The organism is Sphingomonas sp. NCPPB 2930, assembly GCF_042867205.1.
GTDB lineage: Bacteria > Pseudomonadota > Alphaproteobacteria > Sphingomonadales > Sphingomonadaceae > Sphingomonas.
This window is the reverse complement of sequence record NZ_JBHZQU010000001.1, coordinates 60,834-80,847: the sequence shown is the minus strand read 5'-3', so window position 1 is coordinate 80,847 and position 20,014 is coordinate 60,834. Positions and strand designations below refer to the sequence as shown.

The window sequence follows — 20,014 nt, the reverse complement described above, 5'->3', positions numbered from 1 at the left end:
CTGGGGCGGGTGCCACTTGGCATCCGCCCCGCTTTTCGTTCAGGAGGCTGGCCATGACCGATCTGGCTCCACCCGCCCGCACCCTGAAGGACATCGCCCGGCTGGCAGGCGTGTCGCCCGGTACCGTCAGCCGCGCGCTGGCGGGCAAGAGCGTGGTCAATGCCGAGACGCGGCAGCGGATCGAGGCGCTGGCCGCCGAGCATAATTTCCAGATCAACCAGATGGCCCGTCGCCTGCGCGCCCAGCGAACCGGCGTCGTCGGGGTCGCCATCCCGCTGGGTCACGAGCGGCGGCAAAGGCTGTCCGACCCCTTCTTCATGACGCTGCTCGGCCATCTCGCCGACGAACTCGCGGCGCGCGACCATGACGTGATGCTGTCGCGGATCATCCCCGACGACGACGACTGGCTGTCGCGTATCGCCCGGTCGGGCATGGTCGACGGCGTGCTGCTGATCGGCCAGTCGGACCAGCTGGCGGTGATCGAGGCGGTGGCCGCGACCTATCGCCCGCTGGTCGTCTGGGGCAGCAGCCTGCCTGGCCAGCGCCATTGCGCGGTCGGGGTCGACAACCGGCTGGGCGGCCGGATGGCGGGCGAGCATCTGCTGGCCGCCGGGCGGCGTCGCATCGCCTTCATGGGTGAGGTCCGCACGCTGGAGCTGGAACAGCGCCATGCCGGGCTGTGCGATGCGCTGGCCGGGGCGGGGCTGGAGCCGCCGCTGCAATTCGACGTGGCGCTCGCGCCCGAGCTGATGCCCGACCAGATCGCCGCCAATCTGGCGCGGCTGCGCGAACGGGGGCAGACGGTCGATGGCATCGTCTGCGCCTCGGACATGATCGCGATGGCGACGATGGCGGAACTGGTGTCGTCCGGCCTGAGCGTGCCGGGCGATGTCGCGGTGACGGGGTTCGACGATCTACCGCTGGCCGAACGCGCCATTCCGCGCCTGACCACCATCCATCAGGACCTGCACGCCGGGGCCGAGGCGATGGTCGCCGCGCTGTTCGCACGGATGGAGGGGCGGGACGTCCCCGGCGTCGAAATGCCGCCGCGCCTGGTTGTCCGCGATTCCGCCTGACACGAAAAAAGGTGCGGCCCGCTGGGAGATCGGACCGCACCGTCAGGATGGGAGTACGCTTATGGGAAGGGACCGGCGCGGCCAGGGTTGCGCCCCGGTCCCTTCATGTCAGGCCAGCGTCAGGCCGACATCGACATTGCCCCGCGTGGCATTGGAGTAAGGGCAAATCTGGTGCGCGGCCTCGACCAGCTGCTCGGCCTGGGCCCGGTCGAGGCCGGGCAGGGCGATGGTCAGGTCGGTGGTGATGCCGAAACCACCCGCCGCGCGCGGCCCGATCCCGACCTTGGCGGACACCGACACATCGTCGGGCACCTTCACCTTCAGCTGCTGTCCGGCAACCTTCAGCGCGCCGATGAAGCAGGCCGAATAGCCCGCGGCGAACAGCTGCTCGGGATTGGTGCCCTCGCCGCCGGCGCCGCCCAATTCCCTGGGGGTCGACAGCTTCACGTCGAGCGTGCCGTCCTGCGTCCGGGCATGGCCGTCGCGACCGCCGGTGGCGCTGGCCTGGGTTTCATACTTCACGTCGATCGTCACGGTCGGTCTCCGATGGTTCGATAATCGTTATCGCGATACATATATGGCGTTGCGGTTCGGGCTTGTCCAGCGCTTCTTTTATCGCGATATGTATTTCCTGCTCAAACGGGAGATGGCGGATGTCGGCGCCCTGGCCGCTCGACGAACAACTGTGCTTCGCGCTTTACGCGGCCAATATGGCGATCCAGCGCACCTACAAGCCGCTGCTCGACCAGCTGGGGCTGACCTATCCGCAATATCTGGCGCTGCATGTGCTGTGGGAGGAGGACGGTCGCACGATCGGCGCGATCGCCCAGCGGCTGGCGCTGGAGTCCAGCACCGTCACCCCGCTGGTCAAGCGGCTGGAGGCGGCGGGGCTGGTGGCGCGCGAGCGCGATCCGCAGGACGAACGCCAGGTCCGCGTCCGCCTGACCCCCGGCGGGCAGGATCTGCGCGACCGATGCGGATGCCTGGGCGAGGAACTGATCGCGCGGGCGGGAATGCCGGTCGACGATCTGCGCGCGCTTCAGGCCGAGGTTCAGACGCTCCGCCGCGCGCTGGAGGCACGCGACGCGGGCGAGGCTTGATCCCCTACGATCCTGCGCCGTGCGAAGGGCGAGCCCGTCAGCTGGCCGCCCCCAGCGTGAAGACCACGCCCGGCGCATCCCGCAGGATCAGCGACAGCGATCCGTCTTTCAGCACCGGCACCGCCAGCCGCGCCGAGGTATAGCCCGCCGGGACGCTGACCGCGCCCGCCATGTCGGGCGTCGTCGCCGCCCGGTCGATCAGGAACAGGTCGCGTCCCTCCAGCTGGCATCCCTCCGCCTGGCACCGCACCGTATCGATCTGCGGCAGGCGGACCAGCGTCGCCAGCGGCACCCAGTCGCCCTTGATGCCGCCGCGCACCAGCCGGAAACGCAGCGGCCCGGCCGCCGCCGGACCCAGCCGCGCCGGATCGAGCGTCGCGACCGCGATGTCGGGCGAGGACAGGCGGACGTCGTGCCCGCCCTCCAGCGTGACGCTGGCGCTGCCGTCCGCGGTGGCCACCTCGATCGCGTCGCCGGGGGTCAGCCGCGACCCCTCGGCCGCGCGGATCGAGAAGGTCAGGCGGGCGGTGTCGGGCAATACCGTCTCGTCCCGCGTCGCCAGCGGCAGCCCGTGCGTGCCGTCCCTGGGGCTTAGGCTGCGCGCGGCGAGCGTGGCCGCCGGGCGCGGCGGCGCGGCGGTGATCGGCACCGACAGGGTACGGCCGTCGTTCAGACGGATCCGCGCACTCGTCCCCTCCGCCGCGCGCCCGTCGGCGGCGGTGGCGATCAGCCGGTCGGTATCGCCGTCGCGGGTCAGGCCGTCGGGCGACAGGCGAACGTCACCGATCTCGACCCCGGCAATCTCGTCCAGCCTTTGGCCGGTCAACGTGACGAAACGGTCCCCCTTGGCCAGGGTCACCGTGTCGATACGGCTGGCGGGCGAAAAGGCCCGGAGCGCGACGGTGCGGGGCGTGGCGGCGCCCACCTGCTGAATGTCCAGCGTGACGTCACCGGCGCGCGCACCCTTCATCGGCAGGGTGACGGTGATCGTGTCGGCGCCGCGCAGGGTGAAGGCGACCGGCTGTGCCGCGCCGCCGCTGCGCATGGTGACGCCGGTGACGCAGGCGGCGGCCGATCCGGTCAGCTCGACCGCATTGTCGCGCCCGACGACCAGGCTCTGTCCCGCATCGCTGGCGCGCCAGTCGCCGCCATCGGGGAATTGCAGCGTGAAGGACGGCCCCTCGAAGGGATCGAAACCCCAGTCGCCGTGCAGCCGCGCGGTCACCTTGCCCGACAGGCCGCCCTGCGGCAGCGGCTCGGCCAGGACATAGCCGCCGCGATCGGCGCGCGCACGCACGGGCAGGTCGAAGCGCTTGCCGTTTGCCATGATCAGCGACACCGCCATGTTGCGCGCAAATCCGGTCGAATAGATCAGCGGCGCACCCTCGACCGGCAGGACCAGCCCTGGCCGCGCCCCGCAAAGCGGCTGTTCCCCCGTCACGCGCAGTCGCGGCGGGCTGCCCGCGTCGATGGCGGGCATGGCGGCGACCAGCACCGATTTGGGCTTGGCGAAGGACGGCGCGGCGTTGAGCAGCAGCGACAGCCGGTCGCCGTCGCGCGTCGCCAATGTCGGCAGATAGCCGAACTGCGGATTGCCGAACGCGCCGAACACGCGGGCGATGTCGCGGATGACGCCGATATAGGGACTATAATAGCCCAGCCCCGCCTCGCGCGTGTAGCTCAGTTGCAACGCGAGGTCGGTCGGCGCACCGACCAGCGTGTCGGTCATCGAACTGCTGTGAATGTCCGCCAGCACCAGCGAGTCGCGGTTTTCGAGCAGACAGGCCGCCTGCAACTCGATCACCCGGGCCAGGCAGTCGGGGTTCAGCTTGATCGCCAGGCTGTTGGACAGCGCGGGAGCCAGGGTGCGCAGGAATTCGGGATGACTGTTCTCCTGCGCCCGGATCGCCGCGACGAAGGCGTTGAGACGCGAGCGGTCGAGCGAGGCCTGGTTGAGATCCTGTACCGCGCGGACGAACTCGCCCGGCCGGTCGCGCACCGCATCGACGATGGTGCCCGATGCGCCGCCGGTCTCGGGCACCAGGAACAGCGCCATCTGCCGCGCGCCCTTGGGGACGGTCAGGGTCAGGCGGCGATCCTTGTCCTTGGCCTTCCAGGTCTCGGCCGAATCGACCCAGTTCTTGGGCGGCGGATTGGTCGCGCCGCTCAGGAAGGCCGAGAACAGGATATAGTGCGCGCGCTGGTCGCCCGGCAGGTCGGCTTCGATCGCCAGCTTGTCGCCGGTCGCCAGGTTGGGCACCTCGGCGATGGGCAGGGTCCGGCCGCCGCGCGTGACCGTGATGCGCAGGCCGGGGCCCGGCAGGTCGAAGGGCGCGGGGTCGGCGGCGCAGACGGTGGCGGTGCCCAGACCGGCGGCGGCCAGCGCCAGCGCCAGGATGCGACGGGAAAAGCGGGGGCGGGGGGCGGGGAGCATGGCCGGGACTAATGCCCGTTCCACCGCCCCGATCAAGCCGTTCGCGGCAGATGACATGCGCGCGTCATCTGCCGCGATGGCACGGGGTCAGCCCTCGGCCTTCAGCTTGTCCGCCGTCCGCAGCTCGAAATCGCTGGCGTCGTGGCGTTCGCGCAGCTGTTCGGACGGCTCGCCGAAGGTCCGGTTGACCATCCGGCCGCGCTTGACCGCCGGTCGCTCGGCCAGTTCGCGCGCCCAGCGCTGGACATGGGTATAGTCCTGCACCTGCAGGAACTCGGCGGCATTGTAGAGGCTGCCCAGCACGACCTGCCCGTACCAGGGCCAGATCGCCATGTCGGCGATGCTGTAGGCGTCGCCCGCGACATAGGCATTGTCCGCAAGCTGGCGGTCCAGCACGTCGAGCTGGCGCTTGGCCTCCATCGCATAGCGGTTGATCGCATATTCGATCTTCACCGGCGCATAGGCATAGAAATGGCCGAAGCCGCCGCCCAGGAACGGCGCGCTACCCATCTGCCAGAACAGCCAGGACATGACCCGCGCCCTGGCCGCGGGATCGGTCGGCAGGAAGGTGCCGAAGCTCTCGGCCAGATGGGTCAGGATCGCGCCCGATTCGAAGATGGCGAGCGGCTCGGCGCCGCGCCGGTCGACCAGCGCGGGGATCTTGGAATTGGGGTTGATGTCGACAAAGCCGCTGCCGAACTGGTCGCCGTCCGCGATGCTGATCAGCCAGGCGTCATATTCCGCCTCCGAATATCCGGCCGCCAGCAGCTCCTCGAGCAGGATGGTGACCTTCACCCCGTTGGGCGTGCCCATCGAATAGAGCTGGAGCGGGTGACGGCCGACCGGCAGCTCCTTGTCGTGCGTCGCCCCGGCGATGGGCCGGTTGATCGAGGCGAACCGGCCGCCATTCTCCTTGTCCCAGGTCCAGATGGCGGGCGGGCTATAGGCGTCGTCACTCATGCGCGTCATGCTCCCTTTGCAGGTCCGGCGCGGCAGATGGGGCGGGGGCGGGGTTAAAACAACTGCCGCGTGACGTTTATTTCGGCAGGAGAACGAGCCGGTCGCGGCGGACGTACAGCAGTTCGTGCCGCCCTTCGCGCGGGACCGCCATCACCTGCCGATAGTCGCGGGCCAGCGCCCCGGCGATCAGCGCGTTCGTCGCGGCGTTCCACGGCGAGAAGGGGTCGTCCAGCGTCACGATCGCGGGCGGGCGGCGACGCAGGATGCGGGCCACCTCGGCCGTCTCGTCGATCCCGATCGCACCGCGCTCGGCTTCATAGGCCAGTGAGGAGGGGAAGGCATAGGCGGTCGGCACGCATCCGCCCGACAGGTGATAGAGGCTGGAATCGCCCGCAAAGACATAGGGGCATTCGCGCCCGTCGACCGCCGCCATCGCGCGCGCCATGCGGCGGATGCCGTCGCCCTCGGACGGATCGTTGGTCGCGGCGTGCAAGGCGAACAGCCCCGCGCCGATGACGGACACCGCGATCAGCGGCTTGCGCCCCATCGCGAAGGCCGGGGCGGCGGCGAGGCAGAGCGGGGCGATCAGCGGCAGCGCATAATGGTCGAAGAACGCCCCGATCATCGCGAAGGCGACGAGCGCGAAGCCCAGCCATATCCGGGTCAGCGTCAGCCCGACCGGCCCCGGCCCCTTGCGCCACGCCAGCACCGCACAGGCGATCAGCGGCAGCAACTGCCCGCCGATCCCCGCCAGCCGCCCGACGATCTTGGCGGCGGGATAGCCCCGGCGCAGCGTGATCGAGGTGAAATTGGCGAACCAGAAGGCGTCGAACGAGGCCGTGCCGTTCAGCCGGAAATGCAGCACGACCAGCGCGGTCGGCAACAGCCCCATCGCCATCCAGAGCAGCGCCGCCATCAGGACGGGCACCAGACCGGCCCGTGCGCGCCACAGATACCAGAGATGGGCCAGGCCGAAAAAGGCGCCCTCGACCAGCGGGGTATATTTGATCTGGATGGCGATCCCGGCCAGCAGGCAGGCGATCACCCCGCTGACCATGATGGCGCCGACCGCCCGACGCTCGGCCAGGCGTGGCAGGTCCAGCGTCAGGACCGCCGCCGCCATCATGGCGAGATTGTAGAAGACCGGCGACTGGCCGCTCCCGCCGCTGAGCAGCGGCAGCCAGAGGATATAGGCCGCCCCCGCTGCCAGCCCGGCGGGCCAGGCCAGCGCCATCCGCCGCGCCGCCAGCCAGATCAGCCAGCCGGTCGCCGCGACGCAGGCGGTGCCGACCAGCTGATAGGCGAGGAACCCGTCGCCGGGCAGCAGGCGGAACCCCGCGAACAGCAGGAACAGCCCCGGCGGCTTGCGATCCCACAGGTCGATATAGAGCCGCGCCCCATGGAGGATGCGGTCGCCGACCAGCAGGTAATATTGCTCGTCGACATGCGCGACCGGATTGCCGAAATCGCGGGCGCGGACCAGCACCGCAAAGACCAGCAGCGCGAGCGCGGCCCCGAGCGGCCGGTTCAGGAAGGCCGCGATGCCGGTCGCGTGGGGCGTGGCGGCGGAGCGGGGAAAGGAAGGCGTCATCAGGGGCTTGTCCGGGCAGGCGGGCATGGCCCGACCGGGCCGTTGCACCGCCGCCGCATGTCACCGATCGAGGCGCGCGCGCAAAGGAAATCGTGACGGTTCCCATCCGGATCAAAAATTTATGTTGGGCCATGTCCGGATGGCGGGCCCCGGCATCGTCCTAAGCCATGGAGCAACCAGGCGTCGGTCCGAAACGGTCGATCCGGTTGCGACGGGGGTGGGTTCGAATTTCTTGAGTGGGGTGGGTTGATGCTGCTCGATGCGGAAGGCGCGGCCTGGCGGAACGCCAGGGCCCGGGCCGATGCGGGGATGATCGAGGACAGGGTGGCCTATACGGCGCCCTGCTGGACCGTCGTCGTTCCCTTCTTCAACGAAGAGGCCGTTCTGGCCGCGACGCTGGAGAGTCTGGCGGCGCAGACGGTCCGGTTCCGGCTGGTCCTGGTCGACAACGGGTCGGTCGATGCCAGCGCGCGGATCGCGACCGAGACGTGCGAGCGGCTGGAGCTGGATCATGTCCTGCTGCATCAGGGGATGCCGGGCAAGATCAACGCGTTGCGGATGGGGCTGGACCATGTCCATACCCGCTTCGTCGCGACCTGCGATGCCGATACCTGGTATCCGCCGCATTATCTGGCGGAGGCGCAGCGGCTGCTGGAGCGGCCGGGCTGCGTCGTGGCGGGGGCCTATTTCATCGCGCCGGGCGACGGCGAGGCGGAGCGTCGGCGCGAGTCCGCCAATATCCGGCTCGCCGCGCGGATGCTGCCGCGTCAATGCCATGCGGGCGGCGCGGGCCAGGCTTTCCGGACCGAGGCGCTGAAGGCGGCGGGCGGGTTCGATCCGCGCCGCTGGAACTATGTGCTGGAGGATCACGAGGTCATCCACCGCGTCCTGCGCCACGGCACGATGCGCTATGCCGATGCGCTGTGGTGCGTCCCCTCCGACCGCGAGCGGGACCGGGAATCGATCCGCTGGACGCTGGTCGAGCGGCTGGTCTACAGCGCGGCGGCGCCGGTTGCGGGGGACTGGTTCTTCTATGACTTCCTCGCCCGGCGGCTGAAGGCGCGGGCGCTGACCACCGAACGGATGCGCGAACGCGCCTATCAGCATCTGGCAGGAGTGGTGGGTGAACCAGCTTATTCTGTGCGCTGACGATTTCGCCTTTTCCACCGAAGACAGTCTGGTCATCGCCGAGCTGCTCCGCACGGGCAAGCTGAACGCCACGAGCTGCATGACCGTCCGGCCCAACTGGATGGCGGACAGCGCGATGCTGCACGACGTGCCCGACACGGCGCAGATCGGGCTGCATCTGGTGCTGACCGAGGAAGCGCCGATCCACCCCAATGGCTTTACGCAAGGCGGGGTGATGCCGGGGATCGATCCGCTGACCCGGCTGGCGGCGCGCGGCAGGCTGGACCTTGCTGAAATCGCGCGCGAGGTCGAGGCGCAGTTCGACCGGTTCGAGACGGCGATGGGCCGCCCGCCCGCCTTTGTCGACGGGCATCAGCATTCGCACGCGCTGCCCGGCATTCGCCCCATCGTGCTGGCCACCGCCCGCCGCCGTGCGCCCCAGGCCTGGGTGCGGACCTGCGAGGATCGGGTCGCCGCTCTGTTCGGGCGGCCCTGGCGCGGCAAGGCGATCGGCAGCGCCTATCACTCTCGCGGGCTGCGGCGCGCGGCGGAGGCGGAAGGGCTGCGCTGCAATCGTGGTTTTGCGGGGCATTACGGCTTTGACGGCCGCTTCGCCGAGGCGTTGCCCCGTTTTCTCGACAAGGCGGGGGCGCTGCATCTGGTGATGTGTCATCCGGGGGCGGGCAAGCGGGCGGGCGATACGATCGCAGCGGCGCGGCGCGACGAGGCGGATGTCTTGCGTGCGGTTTCGGTTTCGGACATGGCAAGGGAGCATGGGCTGGCCTTCGCGGCCTGATATGAGGGTGTCCGGTTGGGTAGCGAGGCTTTGGAAAGCCAATTCCTGGAGGCGCGGCCCCTGCTGCGTCGCCTGTTGGCCGCCCGGCTCGGCTCGGTCGAGGAGGCCGAGGATGCCCTGCAGGACCTCTGGCTGCGGGTCGCGGCGCTGGAGGATGTCGAGATCGTCCAGCCGATTCCCTTCTTCTGCCGGATGGCGACCAACCTGGCGACCGACCGGCGGATCGCGGCCACACGGCGCGGATCGCGCGACGGCGCCTGGGAAGAGGTCCAGCCGCAGTCGGACGAATATGCCGATCCCGAACGGATCGTCGGCGCGCGCGACGAACTGGCGCGCGCCCATGCCTTGATCGCGGCCATGCCCGACCGGATGCGCGAGGCCTTCACCCTGTTCCGCTTCGAGGAGCAGCCGCAGCGCGTCATCGCCGAGCGGATGGGGGTGACGATCAGCGCGGTCGAGAAGCTGCTGCGGCGGGCCTATCATTATTTGCAGGAAAATCGTGAGGGCGGGGGTGCGGATCGGTTGAGCCGGTGTCGTCAACACGGTGAAGGGAGCAGGGGGGCGTGACGCGGGACGAACAGGCGATCGATTGGCACATCCGGCAGCGCACGATGGACGCGGCCGATTGGGAAGCCTTTGCCCAATGGCTGGAGGAAAGCCCGGCCAATGCGCGCGCCTATGACGCGGTGGCGATGGCCGACCATGTGCTGACCGCGCCCGCCATGGCCGAGCCGGTCGCGCCCCTGCCCGAGCCGGTCCTGGCCGAGCCGGTCGTGGAGATCGAATATGCACCGGCGGCCGCCAACGACAATGGGGGCTGGGGGCGCTGGTGGCTGATGGGCGGCGTCGCGGCGGCGGTCGCGCTGGTCGCGGGGCCGATGCTGATGACCGCGCGGCCCGATATCCGGATCGAGCAGACCGCGCCGGGCGAGCATCGCAGCATCGCGCTGAACGACGGAACGACGGTGGAGATGGCGGGGGGATCGCGTCTTCGCTTCGACCGGAACGATCCGCGCGTCGCCACGCTGGAAACCGGGCAGGCTCTGTTCCGCGTCCGCCATGATCCGTCGGCCCCCTTCGAGCTGCGTTCGGGCGACGTCACGATCCAGGATGTCGGGACCGTCTTCGATGTCCGCCGCACGGGGGCGCGGCTGGACGTGTCGGTCGCCGAAGGCGCGGTGTCGCTGGCGCCGAAGGGGCAGCGGATCGCGCTGGCGGCCGGGCAGGGGGCCAGCCTGGACGAAGCCGCGCATAGCCTGCGCCTGACGCGGGTCGATCCGGCCCAGGTCGGCGACTGGCGCGGCGGTACATTCGATTTCGATCGCGAGTCGGTGGGGGCGATTGCCGGACGATTGCAATCGGCCTATGGCGTGCGCATCGCGGTGGAGGGGCCCCTGAGCGATCGCAACGTCACCGGGGTGGTCCGGATGACGGGCGATGCCGATCGGGATGTTCCGCGGCTGGCGAAGCTGATCGGAGCGGAGTGGCGCCAAAGCGGTGGGAATTGGATTTTGCGGGCGTCGGAGGGGAATCGCTGACCATGGCCTGATGGCCCTGGCGACCCTTGCCATGCCCGCCGCCGCCCGCGCGCAGCCGCAGGACTATGGCGACGCGGCGACCGCCCCGCGCCGGATCGTGCTGGCCCCCGCGACGCTGGATTTCGCGCTGCGCGAACTGGCGCGGCAGGCCGGGATCACGATCGTCGCGACCGATGACCGGCTGAACCGCGTCCGCACCGCGACGCTCCATCTCACCGCCACCCCCGCCCGCGCGCTAGACCGGCTGTTGCGGGGCACCGGCTATCGCGCGGTGGCGATCGATCCGACCAGTTTCCGGGTCGTCGGGGCGCCGCGTATCGCGCGACCGGCGAAGATCGCGCATCCCAAAACCGTGCCTCCCCCCGCGACCAACGGGCAGGACATCATCGTCACCGCCAGCAAACAGGGCACGGCGCTGGCCCGCTATCCGGGCAGCGTTTCGGTGGTCGGGCGCGGTGTCACCCTGCCCGCCGGCTCGATCAACCTCAGCGACGTGGCGGCGCAGACCCCGATCCTCCAGACGACCGCGCTGGGGCCGGGGCGCAACAAGCTGTTCATCCGGGGCATCGCCGACAGCAGCTTCAACGGCGCGACCGAGTCGACCGCCAGCCTGTATCTGGACGATGTCCAGATCGCCTTTGCCGGGCCCGATCCGGGACTGAAACTCTATGACATCGGCTCGGTCGAGGTGGCCGAGGGGCCGCAAGGCGCGCTGCACGGCTCGGGGGCGATCGGCGGCATCATCCGGCTGACCTCCAACCCGGTGTCGCTCGATCGCGACGGCGGGCATGTCGAGATCGGCGGCGCCCTGACCGCGCATGGCGCACCCAGTGCGGATATGGCCCTGGTCGCCAATCTGGTGGCGATCCCGCAGACGCTGGGACTGCGTGTCGTCGGCTATCGCGGGGTAACGGGCGGCTATATCGACAATAGCCGCACGAAACGGACCGACATCAACCGGGTGCTGACCAATGGCGGCCGTGCGACGTTGCGCCTGGCCCCCGGCGACGGCTGGCGGGTGGAGCTGGGCGGCGGCGCCCAGTCGATCGTCGCGCGCGATGCGCAATATGTGACGCACGAGGACTCGCTGGTCACGCGTGCCGCGATTCCGCAACCGTCCTGGAGCGATATGAGCTTCGCCCGTATCCTCCTGTCCAAGGATTGGGCGAGCGGGCTGCAATTCGTCTCCGCCACCGGGCTGGTGGACGGCGCGTCGTTCGAGAATTTCGACGCCAGCGCGGTGGGGGCGGTCGAATCCTATCAGCTGTCGAGCGACAAGACGCTGTTCTCGCACGAAAGCCGTTTGTCGCGGCGCCTGCCCGGCGGGGGATCCTGGGTGGTCGGCATCAACGTGGTGTCGGACCAGTCGGTCATGGGGCGCTCGCTGACCATTCGCCAGGGCGTGCGGCCGGTGATCGGCGTGACCAACGTCACCCGCAGCGGCGCGATCTTCGGCGAGGCGACACATCCGGTGACACGGGCGCTCTGGGTGACGCTGGGCGGGCGCGTCACCCTCGCGCGGGTCGATGGCGAGCCGTCGATCACGCCGCGCAGCGGCCAATATGTCCGGGGGCGGTCGACCGCGCGGGTCGATCCGACCCTGGGCTTCACCTGGCAGCCGGGCGGCGACTGGACCCTGTTCGGCCGCTATCAATCGGGTTTCCGCACCGGCGGTCTGGCCGTGGCAGCGGGGGTCGGGCGGGTCGCCAATTTCGACCCCGATTCGATCGCGATGGTCGAGCTGGGCCTGCGCCATCTGCGACGCGGCGATACCGGCCTGTCCGCCTCGGTCAGCGTGTCGCGCGCCAATTGGCGATCGATCCAGGCCGATCTGTTAGGGCGCGGCGGCCAGCCCGCGACCAGCAATATCGGCGATGCACGGGTCGACGCGCTGGAGGGCTGGGCCGACTGGGTGCCGCAGCAGGACTGGCATATCAACGCCGCCCTGTTCCTGACCGACAACCGGGTGACGGGATCGACCGCGATGCTCAGCCGGGCGCGCAATCGGCGTCTGCCCGAGACGCCCAGCATATCGGCGCGGCTGGGGGTGATCCGCGACCTGCGGGTGGCGCCGGAGCTGACGCTGTCGGCGCGGGTCGATGCGGCCTTTGTCGGTCCCTCCGTGCTGGGGGTGGGCGACATGCTCGACGTGCGGCAGGGGGGATATGGCGTCGTCGATGCCGGGCTGACCGCGCGCCATGGTCGCTATGCGCTGGCGCTGACGGTCGACAATCTGCTCGACGAGCGCGGCAACCGCTTCGCCTTTGGCAACCCGATCCTGCTCGGGCGGCACAATGTCTCGACCCCGGTCAGGCCGCGGACGATGGGGTTGCGCCTGAGCGCCGACTTCTGATCGCCTCACGGCCATAGCGGGCAAAGCCTGCGAGGATATGGCGCAGACGAAAGGCGTGGAAATGTCGGATCTGCGGGACAGGCCCGGCGAACCGCGTCGCCAGGTTGCGCAGGTCGTCGCGGATCGTGCGGGCGATCCGGGCATCCCGCCATAAATGCTTGGCATACAGCGCCCCGTCGCCATAGCCATAGCCCGCCAGCAGCGCGACCACCTCGTGCGCGGCTTTCCGGCCGTGATGATGGTCCACGACGAAACCGGGATCGTACAGCACCGGAATATCCCGCCCCAGCGCGCGGAACAGGAAGTCGGTATCCTCGGCCGCGCGAAAGGGGGCGCCCGCGCCGAACCGCTCGTCGAACGCGCCGACCTTCTCGCGGATATCGGCGGTGAAGGCCAGGTTGGCGCCCATCACGAAGCCGCCGGGAAAGGCATCGCGGCCCGCGATCATCGGATGATCCTCCAGCTTGACCGTGACCGGCAGGTCGGACGGATCGCCCAGCAGGATACGCCCGCCGATGATGACCGGGCCAGGATGGCGCGCAAAGGCGTCGGCCAGCCGCCCGAAATAGTCGGCATGGAGCACGCAGTCGTCATCGGTCATCGCGATGATCCGCCCCCGCGCGGCCGCCATTGCGACGTTGCGCGCCCGCGCGAGCCCGGCGCGGGGTTCGACCAGCAGTCGGACCGCAAAAGCCTGTTCGGCGGCCCAGTGCCGGACCATCGCGGCGCTGTCGTCGGTGGACCCGTTGTCGACCACGATCACCTCCAGCCGCGTGGACCCCGCTGCCCTCGCGATCGAGGCGAGCGTGGCGGACAGGCTGTCGCGGCGATTGCGCGTGCAGATCAGCAGGCTGACGTCGATCATGCCGTCATCGCCGCACCGATCAGCGCCATCGCCTCGTCCGGGGTGGCGGCCTGACGAACCAGCGGTGAACCACGGGTCCATGCGCCGATATAGGCGGCGACCTTGCCATAGTCATTGTCGAGCACGACATGCGGCAGCCCGAGGAGCAGCGCCAGGATATGACCGTGCAGCCGATCGGTGACGACCTGCTCCCCGCGTGACAAAAGACGGAGCCCGCGCTCCACCCGCGCCCGCGCCCGTGCGGTGAAGTCGGCCTCGGTCGGGGGCGTCTCGTCCAGCCAGTCCAGCGCCACCGCATCCGGGCTTTGCCGCAACAGCCGGTCGTCCCGCGCGGCGCGTTCGGCATCGGTCCGTAACAGCATCAGGCTATGGCAGTCGGGCGCGCGGGGGCGCGGCAGCGGTCCGAGCCCGAAGGCGGAGTCGGGGGACAAGGCGACCGGACAATCGAAATGCCGCCGCGCCAGTTCCAGGCTGGCGGCATCGCGGACATGAAGGTGGAAGTCGCCATGCCCGGCGACCAGCGCGGCGAAACGGTCGCGATGGGCGGGATCGCGGAAATGGATCGACTGGGGTAGCTGGACGATGCGGCGATCGGGGAAATCGCGGATCAGGCTTTCGCGAAAATGCTGATGGTGCGGCCAGATATCGCCCAGATTGCCGCCGCCATGGATCAGGATCGGCCCGATCGGGCAGGCCGCGACGAAGGCGGCCGCATCGAAATCGTCCCAGCGCGACCTATAGGCCGGATCGCCCGCGCCGACCGCATGGAGCATGGCGATCTCGCCCAGCCAGATCGCGCTGTCGCCGACATTGGGATGGTCGGGAAAGTCGACCAGCGCATAGGGCTCGCCGGGCGCGACATGGTGGCGGTACAGGTCGCGCAACGCCGCCTGCTGCCGGGCGATGACATCCTCGCTCATGCGGCCCGCGTCACGCGCGCGGCGGCGCAGACCTCCGCATAGAGCGCCTCGCACCGGTCGAGCCAGCGGTCGCGCGCGAAATGGGTCTCGACCCGGTGGCGGGCGACCGTGCGGGGAATGGCCCTGGCCGTGTCGATCGCGCGGGCGAGCGCCTCCACATCGCCCGCCGGGGCCAGGCACCCCGCCTCACCGACGACTTCGGCCGCCGCGCCTTCGTCAAAGGCGGCGACGGGAAGGCCGCAGGCCATGGCCTCGATGGCGACCAGGCCGAAGGGCTCGTCCCAACAGGGGGTGAAGAGGAAGACCGAGGCCCGCCCGATTTCCCGCGCCAGCGCGGGGCCGTCGAGATGCCCGCCATAGCGGATGCCGTCGCCGAGCAGGGGCTCGACCGCCGCCCCCCAATAATCCGGGTCTTCGATGGCGCCGAACAGGGTGAGGGGGATGCCCGCCTTGCGCGCGGCGAGCGCGGCCAGATGCGGGCCCTTATTGGGGGTGATCCGGCCGCACCACACCGCCTCGCCATTGCCCTGCGCCACGAAGGGCCAGGCGGCGGGATCGATGGCGTTGTGCAGGACCGAGGCTTCGGGCGGTGCCCCCTGCGGCCACCAGGCGGCGAGCTGGCGCGCCGAGGTGACGGTCAGCCTGTGGGTCGGGCCTGGGCTGGCGGTGACGAAATAATGGAGCGCGTCATAGGGCGGCACGTGCAGCGAGGTGACGGTCGGCGTTGCGGCGGTGCGGCGCGGCTCCAGCGGGAAGCGGTGCAGGCTGTTATTGTGCACCACGTCGAACCCGCCGCGCGCGATCCGGTCGCAGGCGGCGGCGTAACCGGCATCGACATGCGCGATCAGCTCGGGCTTGCCGCGATGCTCGGCCCAGGGGAACACCGCCTCGTAATGGACGGGCAGCACCGGATCGAGCGTGAAGCGCGGGTCGCTGTCGCCGCTGGCGAACAGCACCACCTCATGCCCGCGCGCCGCCAGCCCCTCCGCCAGATACCAGCCATGCGCCTCCATGCCGCCGAGAAAGGGTTGGCGGATCGGCTGGCGGACATGGGCGAGCAGCGCGATCCTCATGCGGCGACGCGGGACCCGGCGGCGCGCTCCTCCAGCAGGCGGATGACGCTGGCGGTATTGGCATAGGGCTGGTGGCTCTGCTGCCCGGTCAGGGCGAGGTCGTCCTTGTCCGGGCGGCGCAGGATGCGGATCGGGCGGCCGGGCGTGTCGTCGATCAGCCCCATCAGGCGAAAGGCGTGCAGCCAGTGCCCCATGGTACGATAGCCCCATTTCGCCTCGAACAGCTCGGCATTGCGCACCACGCTGTCGATATGGTGGACCGGCGGCATGTGGTGCGGATGATATTGGTGATAGGCGAGCCCGCCCTTGATCCAGGCGATCGGCACCCCCGCCTTGTCCACCACCTTGCCGAAATCAGTGTCCTCGCCGCCATAGCCCGCATAGCGTTCGTCGAAGCCGCCGGTCGCCAGGAAGGTCGCGCGCCGCATCGCGAAGTTCAGCGACCAGAAGCAGCGATAATCGGCGCAGCGTTCGATCCCTTCGGGCGGGGGCCCTCGCCGGTCGGAATGGCGGACGGCGACGGCGGCGAAGTCCTCATAGCGCCATTCGCCCTGCGTCGCGCCGCCGGGCAGATACATCACCTCGCCCATCAACAGCCCGTCCATCTCATCGAGGCAGCGGTCGTAATCGGCCAGCAGATCGGGCGTCGGGATGCAGTCCATGTCGAGGAAGACGATCTTTTCGCCGACGCACGCCTTCGCCGCCGCGTTGCGCGCGGAGGCGAGCGGCAGGTGCGGGCCCGACACCATCATCTGGCGAATGGGAAAGGGCGCATCCGGCAAGTCATAGGGCGCGTCCTGAATGACCGCGACGATCAGTTCGGCGGGCATGGTCGTCTGGCGGCTAAGGCCGAGGACGACGTTGCGCAGATGATCGGGGCGGCCCCCGGCAAGCGTGACGACCGAGATCATGAATGGGCTCCGCTGGGGGTAGGGGTGGTAAGGGAAAGCTCGACCGGCCAGAGCCGCGCGGTAAGCGCCTCCAGCCAGTCGGCGGCATCCTGCGCGGGCGTGTCGGCGATCATCGCGCGCTGGAGCGCGGGGCGGTGGGTGGCGCGCGTCTCGGCCAGCGCCGCCGTCCACGCCTGGGCCGAGGAGGGCAGATGCGGGCGGACGCATGCCGCCCCCGCCGCCGCCAGCGCCTCGGCCTTGCGATGCTGCTCGTCGAAATAGCGCCATTCGGGAATGGCGAGCCACGGCCGGGCGGCGGCCAGGATCTGCTGGCAGGTGGTGTTGCCGGTCGAGGCGATGACCAGGTCGGCGGCGGCGACATGGTCGGCCGGATTGTCGACCCAGCCGCGATGCTCGATATTGCCGGGCTCGGTCGCGTGCCAGTCGCGCACGACCGGGCCGATGGTGATCCAGCGCGCGCCCGGACGGCTGCGCGCGCCGACGCCCAGCGGGGCCTGCGCGAAACCGCCGCCGCCGCCGCCGGAGAGGACGAGGATGACCTCCTCCTCCGCGCCGACGCCGATCCGCTGGCGCGCCAGCTCGCGCTCGGGCACGCGGGTGTCGACGCCCAGGCCACCCGCGAAACAGGTCTTGGCCAGCATCGCATCGTCCCATTCGGGCTGGGCCAGCGCCTCGTCGAACGCCGCGAGCAGCCCCGCCGCGCCGTCATAGGCCGCGCGGTGCCCCGCATCGCCCCGGTCGCCATGCTGCAGGACCTTCACATGCGGCACCGAGCAGATGCGCGACAGCTGCGCGATCTCCGCCGACACGTCGCAGATCATCAACGCGGGGTCGGCGCGGTCGAACCAGCCCGCGATCACCGCCATGGCATGGCGGATGCCCGGCCAGCCGAGCGGCGCGCAATGCAGCGTCTCGGGCGTCGGGACCGAGTCCATCGTGCCCGCCTCGGCCCCCGTCGGCTCGAACAGCGAGGGGATGACGATCAGCTCGACCTGCGGGGGGAGCGGCGGGAAGATGTCGTCGCGCGCGCAGAAGATGGTGGCCGGGCGTTCGGGCGGCAGCGCGTTCAGGATGGCGGCGCAGCGTTCGGCATGGCCGCGCCCCTGATGATGGACGAAATAACCGAAGGGCCGCATCACGCCGCGCTCGCACGCATCAGCATCGGCTCGGTCAGCCCCAGCCGCTCCAGCCCTTCCAGCACGCCATTGGCATGATGCCCGGCGACGCGCAGCAGCCCGTCGCGCGGGGCCAGCCCGTCCAGCTCGTCGCTGGCATTGCCGACGACGATGGCATGGCCGCACGCCTCCAGCATGTCGACATCGTTGCCGCTATCGCCCGCTGCGATGCAGGCGCCGACCGGCAGGTCCAGTCGCCGCGCATAGGCCGCGACCGCCGCCGCCTTTCCGCCCAGCGGCGCCAACACGTCGATCAGCCGCCCATGCGAATAGACGACCTTGGCGGCCAGCCCCTGTTCGGACAGGACGGCGCGGACCCGCGCGGCATCCTCGGCGGTGCCGAAGAAGCTGATCTTGTGCGGCCCCGCCGTGTCGCGCGGTTGCGGGCGCAGGCGCAGCGGCTTGAGCGCGGTCGCCACCGCCTTGCGGTTCCACCCCTCGTCCAGCCGCGCGGCATAGACCGGGCATTCCTGCCACCCGCGCTGCCCCTTCAGCATGATGCGGGTGCCGACATCGGTGATGAAGGCGTCGGGTTCGGGCAGGCCCCATTGCGACAGGATCATCCGCGCCATCGCGAAGGAGCGGCCCGTGGCGACGACGAAGGGCAGGTCGCTGCCCTGTCGCCACTGGGCAAAGCCATGGGCCCCCGCCGGACAGCCGGTCAGCGTGTGATCGATATCGCTGGCGAGCAGCCCCGGCGCGCGTGGCAGGCGGGCATAGAGCGCGACCGACTCCGCCGCATAGCGGCCCCAATCATAGCGCGCCGCGCCCTCGCGGCCCGCGCGGCTCATCGCGGCATGACGTTCGGGAGAGGCGATGATCGACAGGCAGGTTTCGGCGATGGCGGCCCCGTCGCGCGGATCGACCAGCAGGCCATGGCCCAGATGGGCGACGATCTCGCTGGGGCCGCCATGCCGGGTCGCGACCACCGGCACGCCGGCGGCGGCGGCCTCGATCAGGGTCAGCCCGAAGGGTTCGTGCAGCGCGGGATTGACGAAGACCCCCCCTTGCGCAGCGCGGTCGTACAGCGCGGCGACGTCATGTCCGTCATGCACAGGCGGCAGCGCGACATGACCGCGCAAGCCGGGCGCCTCGACCAGCGCCTGCAATTCCGCGAGGACCGCGCGTTCCTCGGCCGAGCCGGGGCCGTCATGCTGCCCGGCCAGGATGACCAGATTGGCCGCGCGCTGGAGCTTGGGAGAGGCGGCATAGGCGCGGGCCAGCGCGGCGAGGTTCTTCTTGGCGACCGGCCGGGCGATGGCGAGCACGATCGGTTTGGCCGGATCGTCGAGCCACTGGTCCAGCCGCGCGGCCAGCGACGGTCGCGACGACGGCCGCAGGTCGCGGCTGGGCACGCCGGGCGGGATGCAGTGGATGCGCCCCGAGACGGGCGTGTCATAGGCATGGACCTGCCGATCGGCCTCGTCGCGGGTCGACACGATGATCGCATCCGCCTGGGCGATCGCGGTCCGCTCGGCGGCGATACGGGCATCGAGCGCGGGGCAGGAGCCCTGATGCGTCTGCTTGTCGATGCCCAGCGCATGTGGGGTATAGACGAAGGGAATGGCGAAGCGGCGCCTTGCCTCGGCCGCGACGGCGGCGGCGTCGGAGAAATGCGCGTGGATGACGTCGGGAAGCCGGGGCAGCCGCGCGAGATGCGCGCAGAACGCCTCGGTAAAGGCGGACAGGTCCTCGGCCAGTGCTTCCTTTTCCAGATAGCCGCGATTGGCGGTCGCGATCCGGTCGATGGTCAGGCGGGGCGACAGGCGTTCGCTCGACAGGCCATGCTCGACCGCCAGACCCTCGCCCTCGAACAGCCGGGTGACGATCGAAACTTGATGCGTGTCAATATTGTCGGCCTGCGCGGCGGCGGCATCAAGAATATAGGCAATATGGCCGCCCGTATCGGCGGTGATACCATAATGGACAGGTGGCGATTTCAGGCACCCGCCAAGCGCCAGATGAACAATGATCAAGCTCGCCCCTTTCGTTATAGAGGGACAACGTCGGATATTTTGTTTGGCTCCCAGAACGATGATGGAAACATAAGCTAATTTTTATGGAGCAATGCGGCCCGGTGCCGATCTTGATATA

17 protein-coding genes are annotated in these 20,014 nt (G+C 69.9%); 7 read left to right on the top strand and 10 right to left on the bottom strand.

The window, feature by feature from the left end; translation table 11 throughout:
* Positions 1-53 precede the first annotated feature (53 nt).
* On the top strand, positions 54-1,076 hold the full coding sequence (locus ACFX59_RS00315; protein ID WP_387428552.1) for a LacI family DNA-binding transcriptional regulator: 1,023 nt from the start codon (positions 54-56) through the stop codon (positions 1,074-1,076).
* Positions 1,077-1,184: 108 nt separating this feature from the next.
* Here ACFX59_RS00315 and ACFX59_RS00310 read toward each other — a convergent pair whose 3' ends face one another.
* Positions 1,185-1,610 (bottom strand): organic hydroperoxide resistance protein, encoded by a 426-nt coding sequence (locus ACFX59_RS00310; protein ID WP_387428550.1) that lies wholly within the window; start codon positions 1,608-1,610, stop codon positions 1,185-1,187.
* A 119-nt stretch (positions 1,611-1,729) separates the two neighbouring features.
* On the opposite strand from ACFX59_RS00310, the gene ACFX59_RS00305 reads away from it, so the two are divergent.
* Entirely contained in the window at positions 1,730-2,176 is a 447-nt protein-coding gene (locus ACFX59_RS00305; protein ID WP_387428548.1) for a MarR family winged helix-turn-helix transcriptional regulator, read from the top strand.
* Between the two features lie 37 nt (positions 2,177-2,213).
* Here the strand turns inward: ACFX59_RS00305 and ACFX59_RS00300 are convergent, their stop codons facing one another.
* From ACFX59_RS00300 to ACFX59_RS00290, 3 genes are all read right to left on the bottom strand, one after another.
* Complete coding sequence (locus ACFX59_RS00300) at positions 2,214-4,610, bottom strand: hypothetical protein (protein WP_387428545.1); 2,397 nt, start codon at positions 4,608-4,610, stop codon at positions 2,214-2,216.
* An 87-nt stretch (positions 4,611-4,697) separates the two neighbouring features.
* Entirely contained in the window at positions 4,698-5,570 is an 873-nt protein-coding gene (gene yghU / locus ACFX59_RS00295) for a glutathione-dependent disulfide-bond oxidoreductase (protein ID WP_387428542.1), read from the bottom strand.
* 76 nt (positions 5,571-5,646) lie between these two features.
* The gene (locus ACFX59_RS00290; RefSeq protein ID WP_387428539.1) at positions 5,647-7,161 is read right to left on the bottom strand and encodes an ArnT family glycosyltransferase; all 1,515 of its coding nucleotides are present in this window, start codon (positions 7,159-7,161) and stop codon (positions 5,647-5,649) included.
* 249 nt (positions 7,162-7,410) lie between these two features.
* Between ACFX59_RS00290 and ACFX59_RS00285 the strand changes: the two genes are divergently transcribed.
* Genes ACFX59_RS00285 through ACFX59_RS00265 form a run of 5 tightly spaced genes read left to right on the top strand, consistent with a single transcriptional unit; the run spans position 7,411 to position 12,976 of the window.
* A complete protein-coding gene (locus ACFX59_RS00285) occupies positions 7,411-8,310 on the top strand; it encodes a glycosyltransferase family 2 protein (protein ID WP_387428536.1) in 900 nt (299 codons plus the stop codon).
* Positions 8,285-9,085 carry a ChbG/HpnK family deacetylase gene (locus tag ACFX59_RS00280; RefSeq protein WP_387428533.1) on the top strand — a complete coding sequence of 267 codons (801 nt, stop codon included), beginning with the start codon at positions 8,285-8,287 and terminating at the stop codon, positions 9,083-9,085. The genes ACFX59_RS00285 and ACFX59_RS00280 overlap by 26 nt, the downstream gene beginning before the upstream one ends.
* Positions 9,086-9,115: 30 nt before the next feature.
* The gene (locus tag ACFX59_RS00275; protein WP_387428531.1) at positions 9,116-9,652 is read left to right on the top strand and encodes an RNA polymerase sigma factor; all 537 of its coding nucleotides are present in this window, start codon (positions 9,116-9,118) and stop codon (positions 9,650-9,652) included.
* Positions 9,649-10,623: a FecR family protein gene (locus tag ACFX59_RS00270; RefSeq protein ID WP_387428528.1), complete on the top strand. Its 975-nt coding sequence runs from the start codon at positions 9,649-9,651 to the stop codon at positions 10,621-10,623. Before ACFX59_RS00275 ends, ACFX59_RS00270 begins: the two co-directional genes overlap by 4 nt.
* Before the next feature lie 10 nt (positions 10,624-10,633).
* Positions 10,634-12,976, top strand: coding sequence for a TonB-dependent receptor (locus ACFX59_RS00265; protein WP_387428526.1), 2,343 nt, complete (start codon positions 10,634-10,636; stop codon positions 12,974-12,976).
* Here the strand turns inward: ACFX59_RS00265 and ACFX59_RS00260 are convergent.
* From ACFX59_RS00260 to ACFX59_RS00235, 6 genes are read right to left on the bottom strand one after another with little or no spacing between them, the layout of a single operon-like run.
* Entirely contained in the window at positions 12,933-13,841 is a 909-nt protein-coding gene (locus tag ACFX59_RS00260) for a glycosyltransferase family 2 protein (protein WP_387428523.1), read from the bottom strand. The genes ACFX59_RS00265 and ACFX59_RS00260 overlap by 44 nt on opposite strands.
* A complete protein-coding gene (locus ACFX59_RS00255) occupies positions 13,838-14,761 on the bottom strand; it encodes a polysaccharide pyruvyl transferase family protein (RefSeq protein ID WP_387428521.1) in 924 nt (307 codons plus the stop codon). Before ACFX59_RS00255 ends, ACFX59_RS00260 begins: the two co-directional genes overlap by 4 nt.
* Positions 14,758-15,834, bottom strand: a complete 1,077-nt coding sequence (locus ACFX59_RS00250; RefSeq protein WP_387428519.1) for a glycosyltransferase — start codon at positions 15,832-15,834, stop codon at positions 14,758-14,760. Before ACFX59_RS00250 ends, ACFX59_RS00255 begins: the two co-directional genes overlap by 4 nt.
* A complete protein-coding gene (locus tag ACFX59_RS00245; protein WP_387428516.1) occupies positions 15,831-16,745 on the bottom strand; it encodes a galactosyltransferase-related protein in 915 nt (304 codons plus the stop codon). Before ACFX59_RS00245 ends, ACFX59_RS00250 begins: the two co-directional genes overlap by 4 nt.
* On the bottom strand, positions 16,742-17,881 hold the full coding sequence (locus ACFX59_RS00240) for a glycosyltransferase (RefSeq protein ID WP_387429595.1): 1,140 nt from the start codon (positions 17,879-17,881) through the stop codon (positions 16,742-16,744). Before ACFX59_RS00240 ends, ACFX59_RS00245 begins: the two co-directional genes overlap by 4 nt.
* Positions 17,881-19,896, bottom strand: coding sequence for an HAD-IIB family hydrolase (locus tag ACFX59_RS00235; RefSeq protein ID WP_387428513.1), 2,016 nt, complete (start codon positions 19,894-19,896; stop codon positions 17,881-17,883). Before ACFX59_RS00235 ends, ACFX59_RS00240 begins: the two co-directional genes overlap by 1 nt.
* Between the last annotated feature and the right edge of the window lie 118 nt (positions 19,897-20,014).

Excerpts from the sequence above, each read along its gene's own strand:
- ACFX59_RS00245 (WP_387428516.1), bottom strand. The coding sequence starts at position 16,745 with ATGATCTCGGTCGTCACGCTTGCCGGGGGCCGCCCCGATCATCTGCGC.
- ACFX59_RS00250 (WP_387428519.1), bottom strand. The coding sequence starts at position 15,834 with ATGAGGATCGCGCTGCTCGCCCATGTCCGCCAGCCGATCCGCCAACCC.
- ACFX59_RS00290 (WP_387428539.1), bottom strand. The coding sequence starts at position 7,161 with ATGACGCCTTCCTTTCCCCGCTCCGCCGCCACGCCCCACGCGACCGGC.
- ACFX59_RS00285 (WP_387428536.1), top strand. The coding sequence starts at position 7,411 with ATGCTGCTCGATGCGGAAGGCGCGGCCTGGCGGAACGCCAGGGCCCGG.
- ACFX59_RS00255 (WP_387428521.1), bottom strand. The coding sequence starts at position 14,761 with ATGAGCGAGGATGTCATCGCCCGGCAGCAGGCGGCGTTGCGCGACCTG.
- ACFX59_RS00315 (WP_387428552.1), top strand. The coding sequence starts at position 54 with ATGACCGATCTGGCTCCACCCGCCCGCACCCTGAAGGACATCGCCCGG.
- ACFX59_RS00240 (WP_387429595.1), bottom strand. The coding sequence starts at position 17,881 with ATGCGGCCCTTCGGTTATTTCGTCCATCATCAGGGGCGCGGCCATGCC.
- ACFX59_RS00300 (WP_387428545.1), bottom strand. The coding sequence starts at position 4,610 with ATGCTCCCCGCCCCCCGCCCCCGCTTTTCCCGTCGCATCCTGGCGCTG.
- ACFX59_RS00260 (WP_387428523.1), bottom strand. The coding sequence starts at position 13,841 with ATGATCGACGTCAGCCTGCTGATCTGCACGCGCAATCGCCGCGACAGC.
- ACFX59_RS00265 (WP_387428526.1), top strand. The coding sequence starts at position 10,634 with ATGGCCCTGGCGACCCTTGCCATGCCCGCCGCCGCCCGCGCGCAGCCG.
- yghU (WP_387428542.1), bottom strand. The coding sequence starts at position 5,570 with ATGAGTGACGACGCCTATAGCCCGCCCGCCATCTGGACCTGGGACAAG.
- ACFX59_RS00305 (WP_387428548.1), top strand. The coding sequence starts at position 1,730 with ATGTCGGCGCCCTGGCCGCTCGACGAACAACTGTGCTTCGCGCTTTAC.